The following is a 25,203-nucleotide window of genomic DNA, read 5'->3' as shown; positions in this document are numbered from 1 at the left end:
CTTTAATTCGTTGCAGTTATTCCATCGAAAATGTGACCTGCGTCAGAAGATTAGTTGCCTGTCCTGGGGTAACGTTCCATTTATTCCCTGTTTCGCTTACCATAGCTGAAGCGTTTCAGTCGACTAAATGTTCGACAATTAAGCAAACAAATGCAGTTTCAATAGTGCGAGGATTCCCCTCAGACGATTGCTGGATTACTCTGTCAGCCACTTAGTCTCAGGGATTCTGGCAGGAGAGATATGACCGTACGCATAGCAATTAATGGCTTCGGTCGCATTGGGCGCAACGTGGTACGTGCTTTGTACGAATCCGGTCGCCGTGCGGAAATTACCGTCGTAGCAATCAATGAACTGGCTGATGCTGCGGGTATGGCGCATCTGTTGAAGTATGACACCAGCCATGGCCGCTTCGCCTGGGACGTCCGTCAGGAGCGTGACCAGCTATGGGTAGGCGACGACGCCATCCGTATTTTGCACGAACCGGAAATTGCTAATTTGCCGTGGCGTGAACTGGGCGTTGATGTGGTGCTCGATTGTACCGGTGTGTTTGGCTCCCGTGCAGACGGTGAAGCTCATCTGGCAGTCGGTGCTAAAAAAGTCCTCTTTTCTCATCCAGGCGGTAACGACCTCGACGCCACCGTTGTTTACGGTGTGAATCATGAAAGTGTGGTTGCTGAGCATCGCATTGTTTCAAATGCCTCTTGCACCACAAACTGCATCATTCCAATAATCAAACTGCTTGATGATGCTTACGGTATTGAGTGGGGCACAGTCACCACTATTCATTCGGCCATGCATGATCAACAGGTTATCGACGCCTATCACCCGGACTTGCGCCGCACCCGTGCTGCCAGCCAGTCCATTATTCCCGTAGATACGCGTCTGGCTGCTGGTATCGCACGCATTTTCCCGAAATTTAACGATCGTTTTGAAGCGATCGCGGTGCGAGTTCCTACCATCAACGTCACGGCGATAGATTTAAGCGTGACGGTGAAAAATGCAGTTAAAGCCAATGAAGTCAACAAGTTGCTGCAAAAAGCAGCACGAGATTCATTTCATGGTATAGTTGACTATACGGAATTACCGTTGGTCTCGACTGATTTTAACCACGATCCGCATAGTGCCATTATTGATGGCACACAAACCCGGGTCAGTGGGCAACATCTGATTAAAACTCTAGTCTGGTGTGATAATGAATGGGGCTTTGCTAACCGAATGCTCGACACGACGTTAGTCATGGCCGCAAGTGGTTTCAGGTAGAGCGCATATGCGTTCGCAAAACTTTAAGAATCAACGAGAGGATTCACCATGTCTGTAATTAAGATGACCGATCTGGATCTGGCTGGTAAGCGCGTTCTGATCCGTGCAGATTTGAACGTACCAGTTAAAGAAGGGAAAGTGACATCTGACGCACGTATCCGTGCATCACTGCCAACTATCGAACTGGCCCTGAAGCAAGGCGCTAAAGTGATGGTAACTTCTCACCTGGGTCGTCCGACTGAAGGCGAGTACAACGAAGAATTCTCTCTGCTGCCGGTTGTTAACTACCTGAAAGACAAACTGTCTTCCCCGGTTCGTTTGGCTAAAGATTACCTTGACGGCGTTGAAGTTGCTGAAGGTGAGCTGGTTGTTCTGGAAAACGTTCGCTTCAACAAAGGCGAAAAGAAAGACGACGAAACTCTGTCAAAAAAATACGCTGCACTGTGTGACGTATTCGTAATGGACGCTTTCGGTACTGCTCACCGTGCACAGGCTTCTACTCACGGCGTTGGCAAATTTGCAGACATCGCTTGTGCAGGCCCGCTGCTGGCTGAAGAGCTGAGCGCACTGGGTAAAGCACTGAAAGAACCAGCTCGTCCAATGGTTGCTATCGTTGGCGGTTCTAAAGTTTCTACCAAACTGACTGTTCTTGATTCCCTGTCCAAAATCGCTGACCAGCTGATTGTTGGTGGTGGCATCGCGAACACCTTCGTTGCTGCTCAAGGCCACAATGTAGGTAAATCTCTGTACGAAGCAGACCTGGTTGACGAAGCTAAACGCCTGCTGACTATCTGTGATATCCCAGTACCTGCAGACGTTCGCGTTGCAACTGAGTTCTCTGAGACTGCTACTGCAACTCTGAAATCTGTAAACGACGTGAAATCTGACGAGCAGATCCTGGATATCGGTGATGCATCTGCGCAGCAACTGGCTGAAATCCTGAAGAATGCAAAAACCATTCTGTGGAACGGCCCGGTCGGCGTGTTCGAATTCCCGAACTTCCGTAAAGGTACTGAAATCGTTGCTAATGCAATTGCAGACAGCGAAGCATTCTCTATCGCAGGCGGCGGTGACACTCTGGCAGCAATCGACCTGTTCGGTATTGCTGACAAGATCTCCTACATCTCCACTGGTGGTGGCGCATTCCTCGAATTCGTGGAAGGCAAAGTCCTGCCAGCAGTAGCGATGCTCGAAGAGCGCGCTAAGAAGTAATGATTCCGGGCAGGGTTAACCTGCCCGTTGATTTTATGCCGCTGTAAAGTATTCGGCGGCACAAACGTTTTTTCTAAATGCGACGATACAGGACGACAAACATGTCTAAGATTTTTGATTTCGTAAAACCAGGTGTTATCACCGGTGATGACGTACAGAAAGTTTTCCAGGTAGCAAAAGAGAACAACTTTGCTCTGCCAGCAGTTAACTGCGTAGGCACCGACTCTATCAATGCCGTACTGGAAACTGCTGCGAAAGTTAAAGCTCCAGTTATCGTTCAGTTCTCTAACGGTGGCGCTGCATTCATCGCTGGTAAAGGCGTGAAAACTGACGTTCCTCAGGGCGCTGCAATCCTGGGTGCTATCTCTGGCGCACATCACGTACACCAGATGGCTGAACATTACGGCGTGCCAGTAATCCTGCACACTGACCACTGCGCTAAGAAATTGCTGCCGTGGATCGATGGCCTGTTAGACGCGGGTGAAAAACACTTCGCAGCAACTGGCAAACCACTGTTCTCTTCTCACATGATCGACCTGTCTGAAGAGTCTCTGGAAGAAAATATCGCGATCAGCTCTAAATACCTGGAGCGTATGTCTAAAATGGGCATGACTCTGGAAATTGAACTGGGTTGCACCGGCGGCGAAGAAGATGGCGTAGATAACAGCCATATGGACGCTTCTGCTCTGTACACTCAGCCAGAAGACGTTGATTACGCTTATACCGAACTGAGCAAAATCAGCCCACGTTTCACCATCGCTGCTTCTTTCGGTAACGTGCACGGTGTTTACAAACCAGGTAACGTGGTTCTGACCCCGACTATCCTGCGCGATTCTCAGGATTATGTTTCTAAGAAACACAACCTGCCGCACAACTCCCTGAACTTCGTATTCCACGGCGGTTCCGGTTCTACTGCTCAAGAAATCAAAGATTCCGTGAGCTACGGTGTTATCAAAATGAACATCGATACCGACACCCAGTGGGCAACTTGGGAAGGTATCCTGAGCTACTACAAAGCTAACGAAGCGTATCTGCAAGGTCAGTTGGGCAACCCGAAAGGCGAAGACCAGCCGAACAAGAAATACTACGATCCGCGCGTATGGCTGCGTTCTGCACAGACTTCTATGATCACCCGTCTGGAGCAAGCTTTCAAAGAACTGAACGCAGTAGACGTTCTGTAATTTGAAGCGCTAAACGCTTGAATCTGGCCCGCCTCGTGCGGGCTTTTTTGTACCCTAAAGAAAATTTTATTTTCAGCCTTAGCTTAAATAACCAGCATTTTGATTTGAAATAAACTGATAATAGAAACACTATTTTCTGATGCGAGATCTTTCTGAGCGTTATTTATTTCAGCAACTTTATGAGATTATTTTAGTTTTATTATAAGTAACTATAAAAGTGGGAGTTATTTGTACAGATACGATTTTATTATCACCATAACTTTATTTTATTACTCCAGCTAAGGTTGACCTTAGTCATGTAAAAGGCAAATGGTGAATATTCAATATATTGATTTTAAAGGATTAAATTTGTTTGTTTGCTTTGCGTACGATTAACGCTCTGGTAATTGTGAGTCACTGCACACTACAACTCATACATAATTCGATATGATCTGCTGCATGGAACGTTAATAGGCGCAGATTCACATGGACAATAATACCTTACCCAAGACACAACACCTGCTTGTTTTTCAGGAAGTGGTGAGGAGTGGATCATTTGGTTCTGCGGCCAAGCAATTGAGCCTGACCCAACCTGCCGTCAGTAAAATTATAAGTGAGATGGAAAGCTATTTCGGCCTTGAGCTTATTATTAGAAAAAATACCGGCGTTAAATTAACTGAAGCAGGGAAAGTATTGCTGACTCACGCAGAAACCATCACCCGTGAATTACGTAATATGTGTAGTGAAATGAATCGTATGGTAGGCAATAGCGTTGTGGATGTGTCGTTTGGCTACCCGTCGCTTATCGGTTTTACTTTTTTGCCTGGCATGATGAAAGAGTTTAAACAGCTTTTCCCACAGGCACAGGTTTCAATGTTCGAAGCCCAGCTTTCCTCTTTCTTGCCCGCTATTCGCGATGGTCGCCTGGACTTTGCGATTGGCACATTGAGCGACGAAATGCTGCTTCAAGATTTGCACATTGAACCCTTGTTCGAGTCAGAATTTGTTTTGGTTGCTGACCGAACGCGGGTAGTGAAAGGGACAACCACGCTTAGCGCATTAAGCCATGAGCAATGGGTTTTGCCACAAACGGAAATGGGATATTACAGCGAGCTTTTGACAACACTGCAAAAGAACAATATTAAAAGCGAGAACATTGTCAAAACGGACTCAGTAGTCACAATTTATAATCTGGTACTCAATGCTGGTTTCCTCACTGTTATTCCACGCGATATGATTTCTCCATTTGGGTCAAATCAATTTATTAAAATTCCAGTTGAAGATAAATTACCTGTCGCACGTTATGCTGCCGTTTGGTCTAAGAATTATCGAATTAATAGATCTGCAGCCACATTAGTTGAGCTTGCCAAAAAACATTCATTGCGTAGCCAGTTTCAATTTAATCAATTAACTGAAGTTGCTTAGCCTAATTCAGTTAATTGATAAACATATAACTCATTCAAGGTGATTGATTTAATAAGCAGTCACCTCCTGTATTGTTTTAGCTTTTTAATGTTGAGGTCAACATGCATATCGACTATGAACTTCCTGTTACTATTATTGATGTTCTTGAAGCGAAGAAAAGACTCGCTGGATATATATATAAAACAGGAATGCCCCGTTCTAATTATCTCAGCGAATGCTGCAAGGGCGAGATATTTTTGAAATTTGAAAATATGCAGCGTACAGGTTCATTTAAAATACGTGGTGCTTTTAATAAACTTAGCTCCTTAACTGAAGAAGAAAGAAAAAAAGGGGTAGTGGCTTGCTCTGCTGGCAACCACGCGCAAGGGGTTTCACTTTCCTGCGCTATTCTGGGAATCAATGGCAAGGTGGTGATGCCTAACGGTGCACCGAAATCTAAAGTGGCAGCAACTACCGATTACTCAGCACAGGTAGTGATGCACGGTGATAACTTCAACGACACCATCGCTAAGGTTAGCGAAATTGTTGAGATGGAAGGGCGTATCTTCATACCGCCGTACGATGATGAACATGTTATTGCCGGGCAAGGCACCATCGGCCTCGAGATTCTTGAAGATTTATATGATGTAGATAACGTTATCGTGCCGATTGGCGGTGGTGGATTAATCGCAGGTATTGCGTTGGCGATTAAATCAATCAACCCGACAATTAATATTATCGGTGTGCAGGCTGAAAATGTGCATGGTATGGCCGCATCGTTTTATAAAGGTGAGCTGATGGCACACCGTACTTCAGGGACATTAGCCGATGGTTGTGATGTTTCCCGTCCTGGTAGAATAACTTATGAAATCGTGAAGAAATTAGTTACCGATATTGTATTAGTCAGTGAAGATGAAATTCGCAACAGTATGGTGGCGCTAATCCAACGCAATAAAGTTGTTACTGAAGGCGCTGGCGCACTGGCCACTGCAGCTTTATTGAGTGGCAAGTTGGATCATTATATTAAAGGCCGTAAAACAGTAAGCATTATCTCCGGAGGAAACATCGATCTCTCGCGTGTTTCGCAAATCACAGGATCAGCAGATATTTGATATAGCCAACTAATTCGGGTTGCACTCAGGATAATAAATGTGTAACCCGAAATATAACGGATATTGAATTATTAAAGGAACTCTATTATGAGTAATACTGATGCAACCCTTATTGGCCAAAAAGCTGTATCGCAATGGCGGAAATCTGACACCACCTGGACATTAGGCTTATTTGGCACCGCAATCGGTGCCGGGGTTTTATTCTTCCCGATCCGTGCAGGCTACGGCGGTTTAATTCCAATATTGATCATGCTATTCCTGGCTTATCCCATTGCATTTTATTGCCACCGCGCATTAGCACGCCTGTGTCTGTCGGGCAGCAACCCTTCTGGAAATATTACCGAAACGGTAGAAGAGCATTTTGGTAAGACAGGTGGTGTGGTCATTACCTTCCTGTACTTCTTTGCCATTTGCCCGTTGCTGTGGATTTACGGCGTTACGATTACCAACACCTTTATGACTTTCTGGGAAAACCAGCTGCAACTCATGCCGCTAAACCGCGGTGTGGTGGCACTGTTCCTGCTACTGTTGATGGCTTTTGTTATCTATTTTGGCAAAGACCTGATGGTCAAAGTCATGAGCTATCTGGTGTTCCCGTTCATTGCCTGCCTGATCCTGATTTCCGTCTCGCTGATCCCTTACTGGAACTCTGCGGTTATCGATCAGGTGAGTCTCAGCGATATTTCGTTTACCGGCAGTGACGGCATTCTTGTGACCGTATGGCTCGGTATTTCCATCATGGTTTTCTCCTTTAACTTCTCACCGATTGTCTCTTCGTTTGTGGTTTCCAAACGCGAAGAGTATGAGAAGGACTTCGGCAGGCAGTACACCGAAGACAAATGCTCGAAAATTATCTCCCGTGCCAGCATGTTGATGGTGGCTGTTGTAATGTTCTTCGCCTTCAGCTGCTTATTCACGCTTTCACCGCAAAATATGGCCGAAGCAAAAGCGCAAAACATTCCGGTGCTTTCTTATCTGGCAAACCACTTCTCATCGATGTCAGGTTCGAAGTCTACCTTCGCCACTACGCTTGAGTATGGTGCGTCTATTATTGCCCTGGTCGCAATCTTCAAATCCTTCTTCGGCCACTATCTCGGCACACTCGAAGGGCTTAACGGTCTGGTTCTTAAGTTTGGCTTTAAGGGCGATAAAACCAAAGTCTCCGGGGGCAAACTCAATCTCATCAGTATGGTCTTTATTATGGGGTCGACCTGGGTTGTGGCTTATGCCAACCCGAACATCCTCGATTTGATTGAAGCCATGGGTGCGCCGATAATTGCCTCTCTTCTTTGCCTGCTGCCAATGTATGCCATTCGCAAAACGCCTGCGCTGGCGAAATATAAAGGCAGAACCGAAAACATTTTTGTCACAGTAATTGGTTTGCTGACCATTCTTAATATTGTCTACAAGCTTATCTAATTACTTACTCAGGACGAGTGGAATTTAAAAATGAATGAATACCCGGTAGTGTTGACGATTAACTGTGGTTCTTCTTCGGTTAAGTTTTCAGTGTTAGATGCAGAAACTTGCGATGTGCTTTTATCGGGAATTTGCGAAGGTATTAATACCGAGCGTGCATTTTTAACGGTTAATGATGGAGAGCCAGTTATTCTGGCTCACCAGAATTATGAAGAGGCACTTGCTGTAATATCTTCGGAACTTGAGAAACGTCATTTAATTGATAGTGTGGCCTTTGTTGGCCACCGTATTGCTCACGGTGGTTCTTTATTTAGCGAGTCGGTATTAATTACCGATGACGTTATAGAAAAAATTCGCCAGGTTTCACCATTGGCTCCGTTACATAATTACGCCAATTTGCATGGGGTGGAATCGGCGCGGGCGCGTTTCCCTGGCGTTCCGCAGGTGGCGGTATTTGATACCAGCTTCCATCAAACGCTGAAACCTGAAGCGTATTTATACGGTTTGCCGTATCGCTATTTTGAAGAATACGGGGTACGTCGTTACGGCTTCCACGGCACTTCGCATCGCTACGTTTCCCAGCAGGCGAGCGAACTACCCGGCCTGGAGTCAGCAAAATCGGGGTTGGTGATTGCTCACTTAGGAAATGGCGCTTCGGTTTGCGCGGTGCAGAATGGCGAAAGCGTTGATACGTCGATGGGCATGACGCCGCTCGAAGGGCTGATTATGGGCACGCGCTGCGGCGATGTGGATTTCGGCGCTATGGCCTGGCTTGCCCGCCAGACCGGGCAATCGCTGGATGACATGGAACAGGTCGCCAATAAAGAGTCCGGGTTATTAGGCCTTTCAGGTTTGTCATCTGATTTACGCACCCTGGAAAAAGCCTGGCACGAAGGCAATGAACAGGCGCAATTGGCGATTAAAACCTTTGTTCATCGAATCGCCCGAACCATTGGCGCGCATGCCGCGGCATTAGAGAGTTTTAATGGCGTTATTTTTACCGGTGGCATTGGTGAAAACTCCATTCTTATTCGCCGACTGGTTTCAGAACGATTGCGGGTATTTGGGATTGAACTGGATACTGAAAGAAATAATCGGCCTAACCGAATCGGACAACGAATTATTTCCAGTGATAGTTCAGCGATTATTTGCGCCGTTATTCCGACTAACGAAGAGAAAATGATTGCACTTGATGCCCTGCAAATAGGTCAATCATGCTGCCTCGCAGAATATGCCTGAATTAATAATATGCTTTAAAGGAATGAAGTAATGAAATTAGATGTCGATATTACCCGCGAAAATTATTCTGAAGCCTGGCAGCATTTTTCGGGCGACGAATGGAAAACAAGTATTAATGTGCGGGACTTTATCCAGCATAACTACACCCCGTATGAAGGCGATGAATCATTTTTAGCGGGAGCCACTCCTGCAACCACGGCGCTGTGGGAAAAGGTCATGGACGGTATTCGTATCGAAAATGCCACCCATGCCCCGGTGGATTTCGATACCAATATTGCCACCACGATTACCGCCCATGCACCGGGCTATATTCTCAAAGAGCGTGAAAAAATTGTTGGTTTGCAAACCGATAAACCGCTGAAGCGTGCCCTCCATCCGTATGGCGGCATCAATATGATCAAAAGCTCATTTGAAGCTTATGGTCGTGAAATGGATGCAGACTTCGAATACCAGTTCACCTCACTGCGTAAAACCCATAACCAGGGCGTATTTGACGTTTATTCACCGGATATCCTGCGCTGCCGTAAATCGGGAGTGTTGACCGGCTTACCGGACGGTTACGGGCGCGGACGTATCATCGGTGATTACCGCCGTGTGGCGCTTTACGGGATTGCGTATCTGGTACGCGAGCGTGAATTGCAGTTTGCCGATCTACAGGGCCAGCTTGAGCGCGGTGAAAACCTGGAGGCCGTGATACGCCTGCGCGAAGAGTTGTCTGAACATCGCCGCGCACTGTTACAAATCCAGGAGATGGCGGCGAACTATGGCTTTGATATTTCACGCCCTGCCAACAATGCACAAGAAGCGCTGCAATGGCTCTATTTTGCTTATCTGGCCGCGGTGAAATCGCAAAATGGTGGAGCGATGTCACTGGGCCGCACCACAACGTTTATCGATATTTATATTGAACGCGATCTGAAATCGGGATTGCTGACTGAGCTGCAGGCTCAAGAGCTGGTCGATCATTTCATTATGAAGATCCGTATGGTGCGCTTCTTGCGTACGCCAGAGTTCGACTCGCTGTTTTCCGGCGACCCTATCTGGGCGACCGAAGTGATCGGTGGGATGGGTTTAGACGGGCGCACGCTGGTCACCAAAAATGCCTATCGCTACCTGAACACGCTGTACACCATGGGGCCTGCGCCGGAGCCGAACCTAACGATTCTGTGGTCGGAAGCGCTGCCGAAACCATTCAAAGTGTATGCAGCTAAAGTTTCCATCGAAACGTCATCGCTACAATATGAAAACGACGACCTGATGCGTTGCGATTTCGAGAGTGACGACTACGCGATTGCCTGCTGCGTCAGCCCGATGGTTATCGGCAAACAGATGCAGTTTTTTGGTGCACGCGCCAACCTCGCCAAAACGCTGCTGTACTGCATCAACGGCGGGATGGACGAAAAACTGAAAATCCAGGTCGGCCCGAAAATGCCAATGTTGTTGGACGATGTTCTGGATTATGAAACGGTGATGAGCAGCCTCGACCACTTTATGGATTGGCTGGCGGCGCAATACATCACGGCGCTCAATCTCATCCACTATATGCATGATAAATACAGCTACGAAGCCTCGCTGATGGCACTGCACGACCGGGATGTTTATCGCACAATGGCATGTGGTATTGCCGGGCTCTCAGTGGCGGTGGATTCGCTTTCCGCAATCAAATACGCGACGGTGAAACCGGTGCGCGATCAGAACGGGCTGGCGGTTGATTTCGTTATTGAAGGTGAGTACCCGCAATACGGCAATAATGACGATCGTGTTGATGTCATTGCCTGCGATCTGGTTGAACGCTTTATGAAGAAGATCCAGGCGCTGCCAACTTATCGTAACGCGGTGCCGACTCAGTCGATCCTGACGATCACCTCGAACGTGGTGTATGGGCAAAAAACGGGTAACACGCCAGATGGTCGCCGTGCCGGAATGCCATTTGCACCAGGGGCGAACCCAATGCACGGGCGGGATCGGAAAGGTGCTGTGGCTTCATTAACGTCGGTCGCCAAACTGCCGTTCAGTTACGCCAAAGATGGTATCTCTTACACCTTCTCGATTGTTCCTGCGGCATTAGGGCGTGATGACGCCGTGCGCCAGTTAAACCTGGTAGGATTGCTGGATGGTTATTTCCATCACGATGTGCGAACTGAAGGCGGCCAGCATCTGAATGTAAACGTCATGAACAGGGAAATGCTGCTTGATGCCGTTGAACATCCAGAAAACTACCCGACGCTGACCATCCGCGTTTCCGGCTATGCGGTGCGTTTTAATGCTCTGACGCGAGAACAGCAACAGGATGTGATTTCTCGCACCTTTACGCACTCGATCTGATGCCACGCTGCATTTATTCACTCTCCTGAACCCGCCTCGTGCGGGTTTTTTTCGGCCAAATTTGTGACTAACTTGGCACATTCGCTTGTTTTGTTTACCCTTTAAAGTCTCTGTTGTGCCTTTCAGGCGCAAATTTCAGTAATGACAAGGAACCGTGAATGGAAGATCTCAACGTAGTAGACAGTATTAATAATGCTGGAGGCTGGCTGGTACGCAACCAGGCGTTACTGCTGAGCTATGCGGTCAATATTGTGGCGGCGATTGCGATAATCATCGTCGGGATGATCGTGGCTCGCGTGGTTTCCAATACGATTAACCGTGTGATGTTGGCGCGTGGTATTGATGCGACGGTAGCTGATTTCCTTTCCGCTCTGGTGCGTTACGGCATCATCGCATTTACGTTAATTGCTGCGCTCGGGCGCGTTGGCGTGCAGACTGCTTCCGTTATCGCGGTACTCGGTGCCGCAGGTTTAGCCATTGGTCTGGCGTTACAAGGTTCGCTTTCTAACCTGGCGGCAGGCGTGTTGCTGGTGACTTTCCGTCCATTCCGCGCGGGTGAATATGTCGATCTCGGCGGTATCGCCGGAACCGTGCTGAACGTGCAGATTTTCTCCACCACTTTGCGCACTGTGGACGGCAAAATCGTTGTGGTGCCAAACGGCAAAATCATCGCCGGCAATATTATTAACTTCTCCCGCGAACCGGTGCGCCGCAACGAATTTATCATCGGCGTGGCGTACGATTCGGATATCGACCAGGTGAAGCAAATCCTGACAGATATCATCAACAGCGATGAGCGCGTGCTGAAAGACCGCGAAATCACCGTGCGTCTTAATGAGCTTGGGCCGTCAGCCATTAACTTTGTGGTGCGTGCCTGGAGCAACAGCGGTGACCTGCAAAACGTCTATTGGGATGTGCTGGAACGCGTTAAACGCGAGTTTGATGCGCAGGGAATTAGCTTCCCTTATCCGCAAATGGATGTGAATTTCAAACGCGTGAAAGAGGCTGCGTAACAGTGATTTTCTGGGGCCAGTTCAGGCTGGCCCATTCTTCATTAGTTATACTTATAAACCATTAAAATTATCCATTTCCTCTAATAATTTTTCCCCATTACACTCCTCTTTAATTGCTGAACATTAAAGAGTGAATCATCGTGTTATCTTATTTTTTTCAAGGTCTTACATTGGGCGCTGCGTTAATCCTGCCGCTGGGACCACAAAATGCGTTTGTGATGAACCAGGGCATTCGCCGCCAGTATCATCTGATGATTGCCTCCCTCTGTGCAATTAGCGATGTACTGCTGATTTGCGGTGGGATATTTGGCGGTAGCGCGCTGCTGATGCAGTCGCCATGGCTGCTGGCTATCGTCACATGGGGCGGTGTGGCATTCCTCCTGTGGTATGGCTGGGGTGCATTGCGTACCGCAATGAGCAGCAGCGTTGAGCTGGCGTCAGCTGAGGTTATGAAGCAAGGGCGCTGGAAAATTATTGCCACCGTGCTGGCGGTGACCTGGCTTAATCCGCATGTTTATCTGGACACTTTTGTGGTGCTGGGGAGTCTCGGTGGGCAACTGGCTGATGAACCAAAACGCTGGTTTGCATTAGGTACCGTGAGTGCGTCCATCCTGTGGTTTTACGGCCTGGCACTGCTGGCGGCATGGCTGGCGCCGCGTCTGCGTACCGCGAAAGCTCAGCGCATTATTAATGGCGTGGTTGGCCTGGTGATGTGGGTTATTGCCTTACAACTGGCGGCAGATGGCGTACGCCATATCACTACCCTGATAGGCTAATTAGCCTTTATCTGATAGACAACTGACTATTCCAGGCTAAGCTTGCTGCCAGACGTCCGTGTATTTTGCGGGCGTAATGACAGTGGAATGTAGCATGGAGGAATTACAGTGAAGTTTAAAACCCTGGCATTAGCCGCTTTAGTGGGATTAGGTTCGGTTCCGGCGTTGGCCGATGAGTTGCCAAATGGCCCACATGTCGTGACATCCGGCACCGCAAGCGTGGATGCTGTTCCTGACATTGCTAAGCTCGCAATCGAAGTCAATGTGTCAGCCAAAGATGCTGCATCAGCTAAAAAACAGGCTGACGATCGTGTTGCACAATACCTGACATTCTTGCAGCAAAGTGGCATCGAGAAGAAAGACATCAATGCTGCCAATCTTCGTACTCAGCCAGAATATGAATACCTGAAGGATGGTAAAACGCATCTTAAAGGCTACATTGCCGTGCGTCAGGTGGATGTCACGCTGCGTAAACTCGACAAAATGAACGAGTTGCTTGATGGCGCATTAAAAGCAGGTCTTAACGAAATTCGTTCTGTTTCTCTGGGTGTTGCGAACCCGGAAGCATACAAAGACAAAGCGCGTAAAGCCGCTATCGACGATGCCGTTCGCCAGGCAAAACTGCTGGCCGAAGGCTTTAGCAGCAAGTTGGGCCCAGTCTATAGCGTGCGTTACCACGTCTCTAACTACCAGCCAGCACCGATGGTGCGGATGATGAAAGCTGACGCCGCTCCACCAGTATCGGCCCAGGATACCTACGATCAGCAAACTATTCAGTTTGATGATCAGGTTGATGTGGTATTTGAGCTGGAACGCGCTAAGAGCGAGCAGCCAGCACAATAAATGGTAGATGGCGCTTGCGCTTATCCACCCTACAAAACTGCAAAAATGTAGGTCGGATAAGCGTTAGCGTCACCCGACAAAACAAGAAGGCCGCTAAATATTAGCGGCCTTCTTCTATTCTGCGTCCTGTCGTAGAACTTTATGCCCGTACTCGAGAAGTGCATCGGTGACATTGCGCATCATGCGGCTTTCAGGCGCGAAGCGGTGCCAGTACAGCATTCGACGCTGCATCAGGCCCGGCGTCAGGTCAATCAGCTCGCCGCTGTTAATCTCTCTTTCAATTTGCAGATGCGGAATCATGCAGCATGTGGTGCCCTGGCGCGCCAGTTGTACGAAGGCTTCCGACGAGTTAACGATATGGCACGGTACGCTGCCAGGTGACAAATCAAAATTCTGCTGTAAGAACGCCTGGTGCATATCGTCGAGATGGTCAAACGCCACCGCTGGCGCTTTTAGCAGGGCAGAACGTGTGACGCCGTTCGGGAAATAGCGAGCGGCAAAATCTTTCGAACCGACAAACAGATAATCTAACGCACCCAGTCTGTCGACCAGGCAGCTTGGCAGCGGCTGTGGCTGAATAGACACCGCACCGACCACTTCACCACGACGCAGGCGTTCTTGCGTTCGGGTTTCATCTTCAACCTGAAGATTCAGGCGGATAGGGGAGTCTGCAAGAACAGGAGCGAGCGCTGGCAGCAGCCAGGTTGCCAGACTGTCGGCGTTGACCGCAAGTGACAGCAGGAGTGGTGTGGAACCGGTTTGTTCATCGCCCAACCACTCTTCTTCAAGCAATTCTACCTGGCGCAATAACGCCAATAGCTTTTGTCCTTGCTCGGTTGGACGAGGTGGGACGGTGCGCACTAACAATGGTTGGCCGAACATATTTTCCAGTTGCTTGATACGCTGTGAAACGGCGGATTGAGTAATGCAGAGCTTTTGTGCCGCGCGCTCAAATCCACGTTCACGAATGACTGCATCCAGCGCCTGTAGTGTTCTATAGTCCGGGCGTTTCATTGTTGTTAGCTAACTCCTGTTTTTGTTATCCCAGCACTATGACATAAATTTGCCGCTGATCCAGACCAAAACCGCAAAGTTCGCCTGAGTATTACGGCAATCGCAGGACATTTTTTTGAAGCTTGCTCTATAATGCGCGTCAGTTTTCACAGCACAGGCAAAAAACCATGACGCAGGATGAACTGAAAAAAGCAGTTGGCTGGGCAGCATTACAATACGTGCAACCAGGCACGATCGTTGGTGTGGGTACCGGCTCAACGGCCGCACACTTTATTGATGCTCTCGGGACTATCAAGCATCAAATTGATGGTGCTGTTTCTAGCTCCGACGCTTCTACCGCCAAATTGAAAAGCCTTGGTATCACGGTTTACGATCTTAACGAAGTTGACTCACTGGGCATCTACGTTGATGGCGCAGACGAGATCAATGGCCAGATGCAAATGATCAAAGGCGGTGGTGCCGCTCTTACCCGCGAAAAAATCATCGCGTCTGTGGCGGAAAAGTTTATCTGTATCGCTGATGCGTCTAAGCAGGTGGGTATCCTCGGTAACTTCCCGCTGCCGGTTGAGGTGATTCCAATGGCGCGTAGCTGTGTGGCTCGCCAACTGGTCAAACTTGGCGGTCGCCCTGAATACCGCCAGGGCGTGGTGACCGATAACGGCAACATCATTCTTGATGTTTATGGCCTGAGCATTGCCGAGCCAATTGCATTGGAAAATGCGATTAACGGCATACCTGGTGTCGTGACTGTCGGCCTGTTTGCTAACCGTGGCGCGGATGTTGCGTTGATTGGTACTGCCGATGGCGTGAAAACCATTGTGAAATGATCTGGTTGGGGCGTGGCAAGCGCCCCATACCCGAATAAAAAATGACAAAATAATCTAACGCCAAATTTGGTGACATATGTCACATTATTAACAACTGTCTACTTTTCATTCCTGGTTCTCTCTTCTACTTAGCATTTTCTGCTGCCTGTTATGGCTTATTCCTTTTTTGACCAGATGAGTGCGCAATCGTTTATATTGCCCCGCCCGTATTTTTTGATATTTTGGCAGAAGGGTGTCTTATCACACAGCACAACATCAGTTCTAAAAATAGGGTCGGGAAATGGCAAAAGTATCACTGGATAAAGACAAGATTAAATTCCTGCTGGTGGAAGGCGTACACCAGAAAGCCGTGGATAACCTTCGCGCAGCAGGCTATACCAACATTGAATACCACAAAGGCGCGCTGGACAGCGAAGCCCTTAAAGAGTCGATCCGTGATGCGCATTTCATTGGTCTGCGTTCCCGCACTAACTTAACTGAAGATGTTCTGGCTGCAGCTGAAAAGCTGGTGGCTGTGGGCTGTTTCTGCATCGGTACTAACCAGGTTGACCTTAATGCTGCGGCTAAACGCGGCGTGCCAGTGTTTAATGCCCCGTTCTCCAACACGCGTTCTGTTGCTGAACTGGTTATTGGCCAACTATTGCTGCTGATTCGTGGTGTGCCAGAAGCTAATGCTAAAGCACATCGTGGTGTGTGGAATAAAGTGGCTGTGGGCTCTTATGAAGCGCGCGGCAAGAAACTCGGCATCATTGGTTACGGCCATATCGGGACTCAGTTGGGTATTTTGGCTGAAGCGCTTGGCATGAACGTTTTCTTCTACGATATCGAAAACAAACTGCCGCTAGGCAATGCCACTCAGGTGCAGCACTTGTCCGATTTGCTCAATATGAGCGACGTAGTCAGCCTGCATGTGCCTGAAAATGCTTCCACTAAAAATATGATCGGCGCCAATGAACTGGCACTAATGAAGCCGGGCGCGCTGCTCATCAATGACGCACGTGGCACTGTAGTAGATATTCCTGCCCTGTGTGATGCTTTAGCACGTAAGCATCTGTCTGGCGCGGCAATCGATGTGTTCCCAACTGAGCCTGCGACTAACAGTGACCCGTTTACGTCACCACTGTGTGAGTTTGATAACGTGATCCTGACTCCGCACATCGGTGGTTCTACCCAGGAAGCGCAGGAAAACATCGGTCTGGAAGTCGCTGGCAAGCTGGCAAAATACTCTGATAACGGTTCAACTCTGTCTGCGGTTAACTTCCCAGAGGTTTCCCTGCCGCTACACGGTGGAAGCACCAGCCGTTTGCTGCACATTCATGAAAACCGTCCGGGCATTTTGACCGCGCTGAACCAGATTTTTGCCGAGCAAGGCATCAACATTGCCGCTCAGTACCTGCAAACCACTCCGCAAATGGGTTATGTAGTTATTGATGTGGATGCTGAAGAAGATGTTGCTGAAGCTGCACTGAAATCTATGAAGGCGATTCCAGGCACTATTCGCGCTCGTCTGCTTTACTAGTTTCAAGTTTACGGGAGTCCACCAGGGCTCCCGTTTTATTCTCAAAATCCCTTTCCTGAGTTGTTTTTTTCACCCTGCCCACTGATAGTTACGCTTTTAGCCAGGCGGCGAAACAACATGACCAGTACATTCTTAAAATCCGGTGCCTTTATCCTGCTGTTGATTCTCATCTATACGGGCCTTAGCACCGCAGACAGGCTTACCTGGCTGATGGAAGTCACGCCGGTCATTATTGTCGTCCCTCTGCTTTTAGCGACTCACGCTCGTTACCCGCTGACTCCGCTTCTGTATACGCTGATTTTCTTCCACGCCATTATTTTGATGGTCGGCGGTTTGTATACCTACGCGAAAGTACCCATTGGTTTTGATGTGCAGGAATGGTTAGGCCTGAGCCGCAACCCGTATGACAAAGTCGGCCATTTTTTCCAGGGTCTGGTTCCCGCACTGGCGGCGCGAGAAATTCTGGTTCGGGGTGGCTATGTTCGTGGACGCAAAATGATCGCGTTTCTGGTGTGCTGTGTCGCGCTCGCCATCAGTGCGGTTTATGAACTCATTGAATGGGCGGCGGCGCTGTCATTAGGGCAGGGAGCAGATGAGTTTTTGGGGACTCAGGGCGATGTATGGGACACGCAATCAGATATGTTTTGTGCGCTTCTCGGCGCGCTGTTTACGGTTTTGATACTGCAATACTGGCACACAAAGCAGTTACTGAAACTGCGTGTAGCCTGAGTTTACCACTGCCAGATACGCGATGGCGTGACCACTGCAGGCAGCGGGATATCCCACTCTTGCGCGGGTAACGCCGGAACGTGCTGGCAATCATGTGCCAGCCCAACCGGCCATAAGCCATGCTGCTGCCAGTTCTGCAACGTACGGTCGTAAAAACCACCACCCATTCCCAGCCTTTGCCCTTGATCGTCGAATGCCACCAGCGGCGTAATCAGCACATCCAGTTTATCCAGCGGCAGTACGTCACGCACATCAAGTTTAGGCTCAAGGATTTTCAGACGATTCATCACCAGATGGCTATCCTCGGCATAACGCAGGAACAGCAAATTGCCATTACTAAAGGGATGCAGGACGGGCAGGTAAACGGTTTTCCCCGCGAGCCATAAGGCGCGGATTAATGGCGTGGTATCCAGCTCACCGTCAAACGACAAAAACACAGCGACCGTCGCAGCTTTCGCAATGGGCTCGTATGCGAGCATGCGCGCAGCGGCAAGTTCAGCAAAATGGTGTTGTTCAGTTGGTGTGAGTGCACGGCGTCGTTGCCGAATGTGTTGCCGGATTTCTGAGCGAAGCGATGGGATTAGCTGAGTTTTCGTCATGGTGATGACTAATTTGGTAGAAAGAGGGAATCTCCGAGATGCCGCCGCAGGCTGTAACCCTTGAACCCTTGGTTCAAGGTGAATGCAGCGTCAGAATCATCAGGCTTCTCGGACGGACCGAGCATGCTCACAGAATCTGGAGCACCACATTCTTGTGGTATGAAATATCGGCTCAGGGGACTGGCCCGCATGCAAACATCTCAGAGAAATTTGGTCTTCAAAGTTACTCTACCATAGGTAACTGTGAAGTGTTATTCAAAATTTGGACCCTGTCTTTCTGTTATGCGACCTTGCTCAAGCAACGCTTGTTCGATGGTCTGCTGTAACATCCGAATACGTTCTTCCATATTGGAAGCGTAGTCGCGGGTTTTCGATTTTTCCTGAGCCAACTCGTAGCAAATGTTCAGTGCTGCGATGAAAACTAACTGCTCAGTATTTGTGACTCTAGTGCGAACTTTTAAATCTTGCAACCGTTGATTAAGCTCTTCCGCCGCAAGATTCAGTGCATCCTGTTGTTCAGGCGGACAATTCACGCGCAATGAACGACCGAAAATTTGGATATCGACTGGTTGTGCAGACATGCCACCTTCCTGCTGTTAACTCGCCTGCCTTCGTTTACCGTACCTGGTAACGAAAGGGGCGTCACTATAGCTATCCCGAAATGAAGATACAAGCCCTTTTCTGGTGCCTTGGGGTCCCTGGTGGTAGCATAACATGAACTATCCCTGCCAACGATGGCGAATGCGCATGTCTATACAGAACACTATGCCTGACTATGACTTAGTCGGCCAACTATTGAACCAACAAGGTGTGGGGCTGACGGCCTCCGAAATGCACGGCCTGATTAGCGGCATGCTGTGTGGTGGCAACAAAGATACCAGCTGGCAGCCACAGCTACACGACCTGACAAACGAAGGGCTGGCCTTTGGTCAAAACCTTGCCGATACATTGCGCCAGATGCACGGTGCAACGAGCGATTCGCTGGAAGATGACGGTTTCCTGTTCCAGCTTTACCTTCCCGATGGCGACGACGTTACCGTATTCCAGCGTGCCGATGAACTGGCGGGTTGGGTAAACCACTTCCTGCTGGGCCTTGGCGTAACGCAGCCTAAGCTCGATAAAGTCACCGGCGAAACCGGCGAAGCTATCGACGATTTGCGTAACATCGCGCAGCTGGGCTACGACGAAGACGAAGATCAAGAAGAGCTGGAAATGTCGCTCGAAGAGATCATCGAGTACGTGCGAGTTGCCGCGTTGCTGTGCCACGACACCTTTACTCGCCCGGTTCCGACCGCGCCGGAAGTGCAGAAACCAACGCTACACTAAAAACGACGAAAGGTATCGCTCCAGGAGGTGTAATGAATCAGCACGAATTTCTCCGTCGCCGTCAGGCGTTGTTGGCCAAAATGGCTCCGGCCAGTGCGGCGCTTATCTTTGCCGCACCCGAGGCCACTCGCAGCGCAGACAGCGAATATCCGTATCGCCAAAGCAGCGATTTCTGGTACTTCACCGGTTTTAACGAACCTGAAGCTGTACTGGTACTGATTAAAAGCGACGAAACCCATAATCACAGCGTGCTGTTCAATCGCCTGCGCGATAAAACCGCAGAAATTTGGTTTGGTCGCCGTCTTGGCCAGGAAGCGGCACCCGAGAAATTGGGCGTCGACCGTGCGCTGGCATTTTCCGAAATTGATGAGCAGTTACACCAGTTGCTGAACGGTCTGGATGTGGTCTACCACGCGCAGGGCGAATACGCTCATGCCGACACCATTGTTTTTGCCGCACTCGACAAACTGCGCCGCGGCTCGCGCCAGAATTTGACCGCGCCAGCGACGCTGACAGACTGGCGTCCGTGGGTTCACGAGCAGCGCCTGTTTAAGTCGGAAGAAGAGATAGTCGCTTTGCGTCGCGCCGGGGAAATCACGGCACTCGGGCACACCCGTGCGATGGAAAAATGCCGTCCGGGCATGTTTGAATACCAGCTTGAAGGCGAAATCCTTCACGAATTTAACCGCCACGGCGCACGCTTCCCGTCGTACAACACGATTGTCGGCAGCGGTGAAAACGCCTGTATTCTTCATTACACCGAAAATGAAAGCCAAATGCGTGATGGCGATTTGGTCTTAATCGACGCCGGTTGCGAATACAAAGGCTATGCCGGTGACATCACCCGTACCTTCCCGGTGAACGGCAAATTCAGCGCTCCGCAGCGTGCGATTTACGACATCGTTCTCGAATCCCTTGAAACTGCTCTACAACTCTACCGCCCAGGCACCTCGATGCAGGAAGTTACCACGCAAGTGGTGCGCATTATGATTAGCGGGCTGGTGAAGCTCGGCATTCTCAAAGGTGAGGTTGATCAACTGATTGCTGACAACGCCCATCGCCCGTTCTTTATGCACGGCCTGAGCCACTGGCTGGGGCTGGATGTACATGACGTAGGCGCATACGGGCAGGATCGTTCTCGCCTTCTTGAGCCGGGAATGGTTATTACCGTTGAACCCGGTTTATACATTGCACCAGATGCAGATGTGCCTGCCGAGTACCGTGGCATTGGTATTCGTATTGAAGACGATATTCTTATCACCGTCGACGGTAACGAAAACCTGACGGCCAGCGTGGTGAAATCGGCAGACGATATCGAAGCATTAATGGCGGCGGCTCGTCAGTCATGAGCGTGATTATTGTCGGTGGCGGTATGGCGGGCGCGACGCTCGCACTGGCTATCTCGCAGTTAACTCACGGAAAACTGCCGGTTCACTTGATTGAAGCGGCAGCGCCAGAATCAGCGGCGCATCCCGGTTTTGATGCCCGCGCAATCGCCATCGCGCAAGGCACCTGCCAGCAGCTGACGCGCATCGGCGTGTGGCCTGCTCTCAAAGAGTGCGCGACGGCGATTACTACAGTTCATGTCAGCGAGCGTGGGCATGCAGGTTTTGTCACTCTCGAAGCACAGGATTATCAAATATCTGCGTTAGGGCAGGTGGTAGAGCTGCATGATGTCGGTCTGCGTTTATTTGCTTTACTGCGTAAAGCGCCGGGCGTGACCTTGCATTGCCCGCAACGTGTATCGTCCTTTACTCGCGAAACCGATAAAGTCAGCGTTAAGCTCGATAATGGCGAATGTATTGAAGGCCAATTGTTGGTGGCTGCAGATGGTTCGCGCTCGGCGCTTGCCGCGCAGTGTGGCGTGACCTGGCAGCAGCAGGATTATCGGCAAGTGGCGGTGATCGCCAATATCACCACTTCGCAACCGCATAACGGGCGGGCGTTTGAGCGCTTCACCGAGCATGGGCCGCTGGCAATGTTGCCAATGTCTGATGGGCGCTGTTCGCTGGTGTGGTGCCATCCTCTGGCGGCTCAGGCTGACATTGCGCAGTGGGATGACGAGCGGTTCTGCAATGAACTGCAACGCGCATTTGGCTGGCGGCTTGGCCGAATCACTCATGCTGGCGCGCGGGCGCACTATCCTCTGGCACTGACTACTGCTTCGCTGGCGGTTTCTCACCGCCTTGCGCTGGTGGGAAATGCCGCGCAAACTTTGCATCCGATTGCCGGGCAGGGATTTAACCTTGGTTTGCGTGACGTTATGTCGCTTGCTGAAAATCTGGCTGTTGCACATGAAGCATCTCAGGATATTGGCGGCTACGGCGTGCTTACTCAATATCAGCAGCGCCGTAATGAAGATAAAATTGCCACCATTGGCGTGACCGATGGCCTAGTTCGGCTGTTCGCCAATCATTGGGCTCCGCTGGTTGTTGGACGAAATCTTGGGCTGATGGCGATGGAACATTTTACCCCTGCACGTGATGCGCTGGCGCAGCGTACGCTAGGCTGGGTTGCGCGTTAAAACCTGCCACCAGCCTTATTTATTTGCCATTTTGCCCCGGGAATGTGCTCGAAATCCTCACGTACTTTAGTACGCTCCGGTTTCTCCGCGCACTCCCGATCCAAACTGGCTGCAACATATACGCCTGGTGAGCAGGTTTAAGAATGTTAAAGGAGAGTCAATTTGCAAAGCGTTGATGTGGCGATTGTTGGTGGTGGCATGGTTGGGCTGGCGGTTGCCTGTGGCTTGCAAGGCAGTGGTTTGGGTGTTGCGGTGCTGGAGAACCATCTCCCAAAGCCGCTAGCACCTGAATCTGCACCCGCTTTGCGTGTTTCAGCCATCAATGCTGCCAGCGAAAAATTGCTCACTCATCTTGGTGCATGGCCAAAAATTGTTGCCCAACGTGCCAGTTGCTATCACGGCATGGAAGTGTGGGATCAAGACAGCTTCGGGCATATCGCTTTTGACGATAAATCCTTTGGTTTCAGCCATCTTGGCCACATTATCGAAAACTCGGTAATTCATCATGCATTGTGGCAACGAGCTGAGCAGTGCAGTGATGTCACCCTAATGGCTCCTGCCGAATTACAACAGGTTGCGTGGGGTGAAAACGAGGCGTTCATAACGCTGACAGACGGCGCAATGCTCACCGCGCGTTTGGTCGTCGGGGCTGATGGTGCCAACTCCTGGCTGCGCAACCAGGCCGATATCCCGCTCACTTTTTGGGATTATCGCCATCATGCTTTGGTTGCCACCATCCGTACCGCCGAACCCCATGAAGCAGTGGCTCGTCAGGTGTTTCATGGCGAAGGGATTTTGGCCTTCCTGCCATTAAGTGACCCGCATTTATGTTCAATTGTCTGGTCATTGCCGCCGCTGGAAGCTGAACGTTTGCAACAGGCAAGCGATGAAGAATTTAACCAGGCGCTGTCCGTAGCATTCAATATGCGCCTTGGTTTGTGCAGTGTTGAAAGCGAACGCCAGATGTTCCCGCTGACAGGCCGTTACGCGCGCAATTTTGCGGCTCACCGTCTGGCGCTGGTCGGCGATGCGGCACACACCATTCATCCGTTAGCCGGGCAGGGTGTGAATCTTGGGTTTATGGATGCCGCTGAACTGATTGATGAAGTGCGTCGTTTGCATCGCCAGGGCAAAGACATCGGGCAGTATTTGTATCTGCGTCGCTACGAGCGTAGCCGTAAACATAGTGCCGCGATGATGCTTGCCAGTATGCAGGGTTTCCGCGATCTGTTTGCTGGAAGCAATCCGGCGAAGAAACTGCTGCGCGATATCGGTCTGAAACTGGCGGATACGCTTCCGGGTGTAAAACCGCAACTTGTTAAGCAGGCGATGGGCCTACACGATTTACCGAATTGGTTAAGATAACTACGTCACATTTCCCTTTCCTTTTATTGGAAAGGGAAACACCCTCCTCATTTGAAAAATTCTAATCTCACCTATTATTTCGGATTACTTTTTCTCATCCCACGTTTTTAGCGATGTAGTGAATTTGTTTCTGAAATGGTCGTAAATGTTAGCTAACGCTAAATTATGACTAAAACACTTCTTATTTATGCGCGGTGTCTCGCATTTTTCCAGTCGAATACTCTGCATGCTGCGCTTTCTATTTTGGTCATAAGCTAATGCTATAACGGTTTTAGCCTTATGGTTTACTCCCTCATTCAATGGTAACTTCAGACAAAAGGTAACGTTTGCGTCGCCCTCGGGATCGATGGCGGTGCTGGGTTTCGTCTGAAGAAAAGAAAAGCGAAATGCGCTTTTCAACCAGATGGTTAAAGAGGAAAAAATGACTCAAAAGACCCCTTTGTTTGAACAGCATAATCTCTGCGGTGCGCGCATGGTGGACTTCCACGGCTGGATGATGCCATTGCACTATGGCTCGCAGATTGATGAGCACCATGCGGTGCGCAACGATGCAGGGATGTTTGATGTCTCCCACATGACCATCGTTGACCTGAAAGGCAGCCGTACCCGCGAATTCCTGCGTTATCTCGTCGCAAACGACGTAGCCAAACTGACCCAGCCTGGTAAAGCCCTCTACACCGCCATGCTCAACGCTTCCGGCGGTGTTATCGATGACCTGATTATCTATTTCCAGACCGAAGACTTCTTCCGCCTGGTGGTGAACTCTGCCACCCGTGAAAAAGATCTGGCCTGGATTAATCAACACGCCGAACCGTTCGCGGTTGAAGTCACCGTGCGTGATGACCTGTCGCTGATTGCCGTTCAGGGTCCAAATGCTCAGGCAAAAGCCGCGCAGCTATTTACTGAAGAACAACGCAAAGCGGTTGCAGGTATGAAGCCATTCTTCGGTGTTCAGGCGGGCGATCTGTTTATTGCGACCACCGGTTATACCGGTGAAGCGGGCTATGAAATTGCTATGCCAAACGAAAAAGCTGCCGAGTTTTGGGCACAGCTTGTCGAGATTGGCGTGAAACCTTGCGGCCTTGGTGCACGTGACACGCTGCGTCTGGAGTCCGGTATGAACCTGTATAGCCAGGAAATGGATGAGAGTGTTTCTCCATTGGCCGCGAATATGGGTTGGACTATCGCCTGGCAGCCTGAAGACCGTGATTTTATAGGCCGTGAAGCCCTGGAGAGCCAGCGTGAGAAAGGCACTGACCAGCTCGTTGGTTTGATCATGACGGAAAAAGGCGTATTACGTAATGAGCTGCCTGTTCGTTTTACTGATGAATCAGGCAACATTCGTGAAGGCGTTATCACCAGCGGGACCTTCTCGCCGACGTTAGGTTACAGCATTGCTCTGGCACGCGTTCCTGCGGGCATCGGCGAAACCGCCATTGTTCAAATCCGCAACCGAGAAATGCCGGTCAAAGTAACCAAACCAATTTTTGTTCGCGGCGGTAAAGCTGTCGCGCAGTGAATTTGAAATCAGGAGAAA

The 25,203-nt window shown here is 49.8% G+C and carries 22 protein-coding genes and 1 other RNA gene; 19 read left to right on the top strand and 4 right to left on the bottom strand.

What is annotated here, in order from left to right:
• The first annotated feature begins 240 nt into the window (after positions 1 to 240).
• The 11 genes from epd (at position 241) to LVQ79_RS08100 (ending at position 13,763) form a co-directional block, all read left to right on the top strand.
• Positions 241 to 1,260, top strand: coding sequence for an erythrose-4-phosphate dehydrogenase (gene epd / locus LVQ79_RS08150; RefSeq protein WP_232864559.1), 1,020 nt, complete (start codon positions 241 to 243; stop codon positions 1,258 to 1,260).
• A gap of 48 nt (positions 1,261 to 1,308) precedes the next feature.
• On the top strand, positions 1,309 to 2,472 hold the full coding sequence (gene pgk, locus LVQ79_RS08145; protein ID WP_154150633.1) for a phosphoglycerate kinase: 1,164 nt from the start codon (positions 1,309 to 1,311) through the stop codon (positions 2,470 to 2,472).
• A 101-nt stretch (positions 2,473 to 2,573) separates the two neighbouring features.
• A complete protein-coding gene (gene fbaA, locus LVQ79_RS08140; RefSeq protein WP_064513655.1) occupies positions 2,574 to 3,653 on the top strand; it encodes a class II fructose-bisphosphate aldolase in 1,080 nt (359 codons plus the stop codon).
• A gap of 465 nt (positions 3,654 to 4,118) precedes the next feature.
• Positions 4,119 to 5,057, top strand: coding sequence for a transcriptional regulator TdcA (gene tdcA / locus LVQ79_RS08135; RefSeq protein ID WP_232864558.1), 939 nt, complete (start codon positions 4,119 to 4,121; stop codon positions 5,055 to 5,057).
• Positions 5,058 to 5,158: 101 nt separating this feature from the next.
• Entirely contained in the window at positions 5,159 to 6,148 is a 990-nt protein-coding gene (gene tdcB / locus LVQ79_RS08130; RefSeq protein ID WP_064513651.1) for a bifunctional threonine ammonia-lyase/L-serine ammonia-lyase TdcB, read from the top strand.
• 87 nt (positions 6,149 to 6,235) lie between these two features.
• Positions 6,236 to 7,567 carry a threonine/serine transporter TdcC gene (tdcC, locus tag LVQ79_RS08125; RefSeq protein WP_151993172.1) on the top strand — a complete coding sequence of 444 codons (1,332 nt, stop codon included), beginning with the start codon at positions 6,236 to 6,238 and terminating at the stop codon, positions 7,565 to 7,567.
• A gap of 30 nt (positions 7,568 to 7,597) precedes the next feature.
• Complete coding sequence (tdcD, locus tag LVQ79_RS08120; protein WP_232864557.1) at positions 7,598 to 8,806, top strand: propionate kinase; 1,209 nt, start codon at positions 7,598 to 7,600, stop codon at positions 8,804 to 8,806.
• Between the two features lie 30 nt (positions 8,807 to 8,836).
• Positions 8,837 to 11,131, top strand: coding sequence for a formate C-acetyltransferase (gene pflB / locus LVQ79_RS08115; protein WP_232864556.1), 2,295 nt, complete (start codon positions 8,837 to 8,839; stop codon positions 11,129 to 11,131).
• Positions 11,132 to 11,289: 158 nt separating this feature from the next.
• Positions 11,290 to 12,144, top strand: coding sequence for a small-conductance mechanosensitive channel MscS (mscS, locus tag LVQ79_RS08110; protein WP_151993175.1), 855 nt, complete (start codon positions 11,290 to 11,292; stop codon positions 12,142 to 12,144).
• A 140-nt stretch (positions 12,145 to 12,284) separates the two neighbouring features.
• The gene (argO, locus tag LVQ79_RS08105; RefSeq protein ID WP_232864555.1) at positions 12,285 to 12,920 is read left to right on the top strand and encodes an arginine exporter ArgO; all 636 of its coding nucleotides are present in this window, start codon (positions 12,285 to 12,287) and stop codon (positions 12,918 to 12,920) included.
• Positions 12,921 to 13,028: 108 nt separating this feature from the next.
• A complete protein-coding gene (locus LVQ79_RS08100) occupies positions 13,029 to 13,763 on the top strand; it encodes an oxidative stress defense protein (RefSeq protein WP_232864554.1) in 735 nt (244 codons plus the stop codon).
• Between the two features lie 114 nt (positions 13,764 to 13,877).
• Here the strand turns inward: LVQ79_RS08100 and argP are convergent, their stop codons facing one another.
• Complete coding sequence (argP, locus tag LVQ79_RS08095) at positions 13,878 to 14,777, bottom strand: DNA-binding transcriptional regulator ArgP (protein ID WP_064513636.1); 900 nt, start codon at positions 14,775 to 14,777, stop codon at positions 13,878 to 13,880.
• Positions 14,778 to 14,944: 167 nt separating this feature from the next.
• Here argP and rpiA point away from each other — a divergent pair, with 167 nt between their 5' ends.
• From rpiA to LVQ79_RS08080, 3 genes are all read left to right on the top strand, one after another.
• The gene (gene rpiA / locus LVQ79_RS08090) at positions 14,945 to 15,604 is read left to right on the top strand and encodes a ribose-5-phosphate isomerase RpiA (RefSeq protein ID WP_232864553.1); all 660 of its coding nucleotides are present in this window, start codon (positions 14,945 to 14,947) and stop codon (positions 15,602 to 15,604) included.
• 280 nt (positions 15,605 to 15,884) lie between these two features.
• Positions 15,885 to 17,123, top strand: coding sequence for a phosphoglycerate dehydrogenase (serA, locus tag LVQ79_RS08085; protein ID WP_232864552.1), 1,239 nt, complete (start codon positions 15,885 to 15,887; stop codon positions 17,121 to 17,123).
• A gap of 117 nt (positions 17,124 to 17,240) precedes the next feature.
• Positions 17,241 to 17,852, top strand: coding sequence for a DUF2238 domain-containing protein (locus LVQ79_RS08080; RefSeq protein ID WP_232864551.1), 612 nt, complete (start codon positions 17,241 to 17,243; stop codon positions 17,850 to 17,852).
• 2 nt (positions 17,853 to 17,854) lie between these two features.
• Here LVQ79_RS08080 and LVQ79_RS08075 read toward each other — a convergent pair whose 3' ends face one another.
• From LVQ79_RS08075 to zapA, 3 genes are all read right to left on the bottom strand, one after another.
• Positions 17,855 to 18,451, bottom strand: coding sequence for a 5-formyltetrahydrofolate cyclo-ligase (locus LVQ79_RS08075; RefSeq protein WP_232864550.1), 597 nt, complete (start codon positions 18,449 to 18,451; stop codon positions 17,855 to 17,857).
• 26 nt (positions 18,452 to 18,477) lie between these two features.
• Positions 18,478 to 18,661: non-coding RNA, 6S RNA (gene ssrS / locus LVQ79_RS08070), on the bottom strand.
• Positions 18,662 to 18,702: 41 nt separating this feature from the next.
• Positions 18,703 to 19,032, bottom strand: coding sequence for a cell division protein ZapA (gene zapA / locus LVQ79_RS08065; RefSeq protein ID WP_034457736.1), 330 nt, complete (start codon positions 19,030 to 19,032; stop codon positions 18,703 to 18,705).
• 166 nt (positions 19,033 to 19,198) lie between these two features.
• Between zapA and LVQ79_RS08060 the strand changes: the two genes are divergently transcribed.
• The 5 genes from LVQ79_RS08060 (at position 19,199) to gcvT (ending at position 25,185) form a co-directional block, all read left to right on the top strand.
• The gene (locus LVQ79_RS08060; RefSeq protein ID WP_151993181.1) at positions 19,199 to 19,777 is read left to right on the top strand and encodes a YecA/YgfB family protein; all 579 of its coding nucleotides are present in this window, start codon (positions 19,199 to 19,201) and stop codon (positions 19,775 to 19,777) included.
• 32 nt (positions 19,778 to 19,809) lie between these two features.
• Positions 19,810 to 21,126 carry a Xaa-Pro aminopeptidase gene (pepP, locus tag LVQ79_RS08055; protein ID WP_232864549.1) on the top strand — a complete coding sequence of 439 codons (1,317 nt, stop codon included), beginning with the start codon at positions 19,810 to 19,812 and terminating at the stop codon, positions 21,124 to 21,126.
• Complete coding sequence (gene ubiH / locus LVQ79_RS08050) at positions 21,123 to 22,301, top strand: 2-octaprenyl-6-methoxyphenyl hydroxylase (protein WP_232864548.1); 1,179 nt, start codon at positions 21,123 to 21,125, stop codon at positions 22,299 to 22,301. Before pepP ends, ubiH begins: the two co-directional genes overlap by 4 nt.
• A 162-nt stretch (positions 22,302 to 22,463) precedes the next feature.
• Positions 22,464 to 23,666: an FAD-dependent 2-octaprenylphenol hydroxylase gene (ubiI, locus tag LVQ79_RS08045; protein ID WP_232864547.1), complete on the top strand. Its 1,203-nt coding sequence runs from the start codon at positions 22,464 to 22,466 to the stop codon at positions 23,664 to 23,666.
• Between the two features lie 421 nt (positions 23,667 to 24,087).
• Complete coding sequence (gcvT, locus tag LVQ79_RS08040) at positions 24,088 to 25,185, top strand: glycine cleavage system aminomethyltransferase GcvT (RefSeq protein WP_034459963.1); 1,098 nt, start codon at positions 24,088 to 24,090, stop codon at positions 25,183 to 25,185.
• The last annotated feature ends 18 nt before the right edge of the window (positions 25,186 to 25,203 follow it).

It is taken from the genome of Buttiauxella cochleicola (genome assembly GCF_021282405.1).
In the GTDB taxonomy this organism is placed as follows: Bacteria; Pseudomonadota; Gammaproteobacteria; order Enterobacterales; family Enterobacteriaceae; genus Buttiauxella; species Buttiauxella massiliensis.
Note: the sequence above shows the minus strand (reverse complement) of the source record. Positions and strands in the feature narration are given on the sequence as shown.

Excerpts from the sequence above, each read along its gene's own strand:
- epd (WP_232864559.1), top strand. The coding sequence starts at position 241 with ATGACCGTACGCATAGCAATTAATGGCTTCGGTCGCATTGGGCGCAAC.
- pgk (WP_154150633.1), top strand. The coding sequence starts at position 1,309 with ATGTCTGTAATTAAGATGACCGATCTGGATCTGGCTGGTAAGCGCGTT.
- fbaA (WP_064513655.1), top strand. The coding sequence starts at position 2,574 with ATGTCTAAGATTTTTGATTTCGTAAAACCAGGTGTTATCACCGGTGAT.
- tdcA (WP_232864558.1), top strand. The coding sequence starts at position 4,119 with ATGGACAATAATACCTTACCCAAGACACAACACCTGCTTGTTTTTCAG.
- tdcB (WP_064513651.1), top strand. The coding sequence starts at position 5,159 with ATGCATATCGACTATGAACTTCCTGTTACTATTATTGATGTTCTTGAA.
- tdcC (WP_151993172.1), top strand. The coding sequence starts at position 6,236 with ATGAGTAATACTGATGCAACCCTTATTGGCCAAAAAGCTGTATCGCAA.
- tdcD (WP_232864557.1), top strand. The coding sequence starts at position 7,598 with ATGAATGAATACCCGGTAGTGTTGACGATTAACTGTGGTTCTTCTTCG.
- pflB (WP_232864556.1), top strand. The coding sequence starts at position 8,837 with ATGAAATTAGATGTCGATATTACCCGCGAAAATTATTCTGAAGCCTGG.
- mscS (WP_151993175.1), top strand. The coding sequence starts at position 11,290 with ATGGAAGATCTCAACGTAGTAGACAGTATTAATAATGCTGGAGGCTGG.
- argP (WP_064513636.1), bottom strand. The coding sequence starts at position 14,777 with ATGAAACGCCCGGACTATAGAACACTACAGGCGCTGGATGCAGTCATT.
- rpiA (WP_232864553.1), top strand. The coding sequence starts at position 14,945 with ATGACGCAGGATGAACTGAAAAAAGCAGTTGGCTGGGCAGCATTACAA.
- serA (WP_232864552.1), top strand. The coding sequence starts at position 15,885 with ATGGCAAAAGTATCACTGGATAAAGACAAGATTAAATTCCTGCTGGTG.
- LVQ79_RS08080 (WP_232864551.1), top strand. The coding sequence starts at position 17,241 with ATGACCAGTACATTCTTAAAATCCGGTGCCTTTATCCTGCTGTTGATT.
- LVQ79_RS08075 (WP_232864550.1), bottom strand. The coding sequence starts at position 18,451 with ATGACGAAAACTCAGCTAATCCCATCGCTTCGCTCAGAAATCCGGCAA.
- zapA (WP_034457736.1), bottom strand. The coding sequence starts at position 19,032 with ATGTCTGCACAACCAGTCGATATCCAAATTTTCGGTCGTTCATTGCGC.
- LVQ79_RS08060 (WP_151993181.1), top strand. The coding sequence starts at position 19,199 with ATGTCTATACAGAACACTATGCCTGACTATGACTTAGTCGGCCAACTA.
- pepP (WP_232864549.1), top strand. The coding sequence starts at position 19,810 with ATGAATCAGCACGAATTTCTCCGTCGCCGTCAGGCGTTGTTGGCCAAA.
- ubiH (WP_232864548.1), top strand. The coding sequence starts at position 21,123 with ATGAGCGTGATTATTGTCGGTGGCGGTATGGCGGGCGCGACGCTCGCA.
- gcvT (WP_034459963.1), top strand. The coding sequence starts at position 24,088 with ATGACTCAAAAGACCCCTTTGTTTGAACAGCATAATCTCTGCGGTGCG.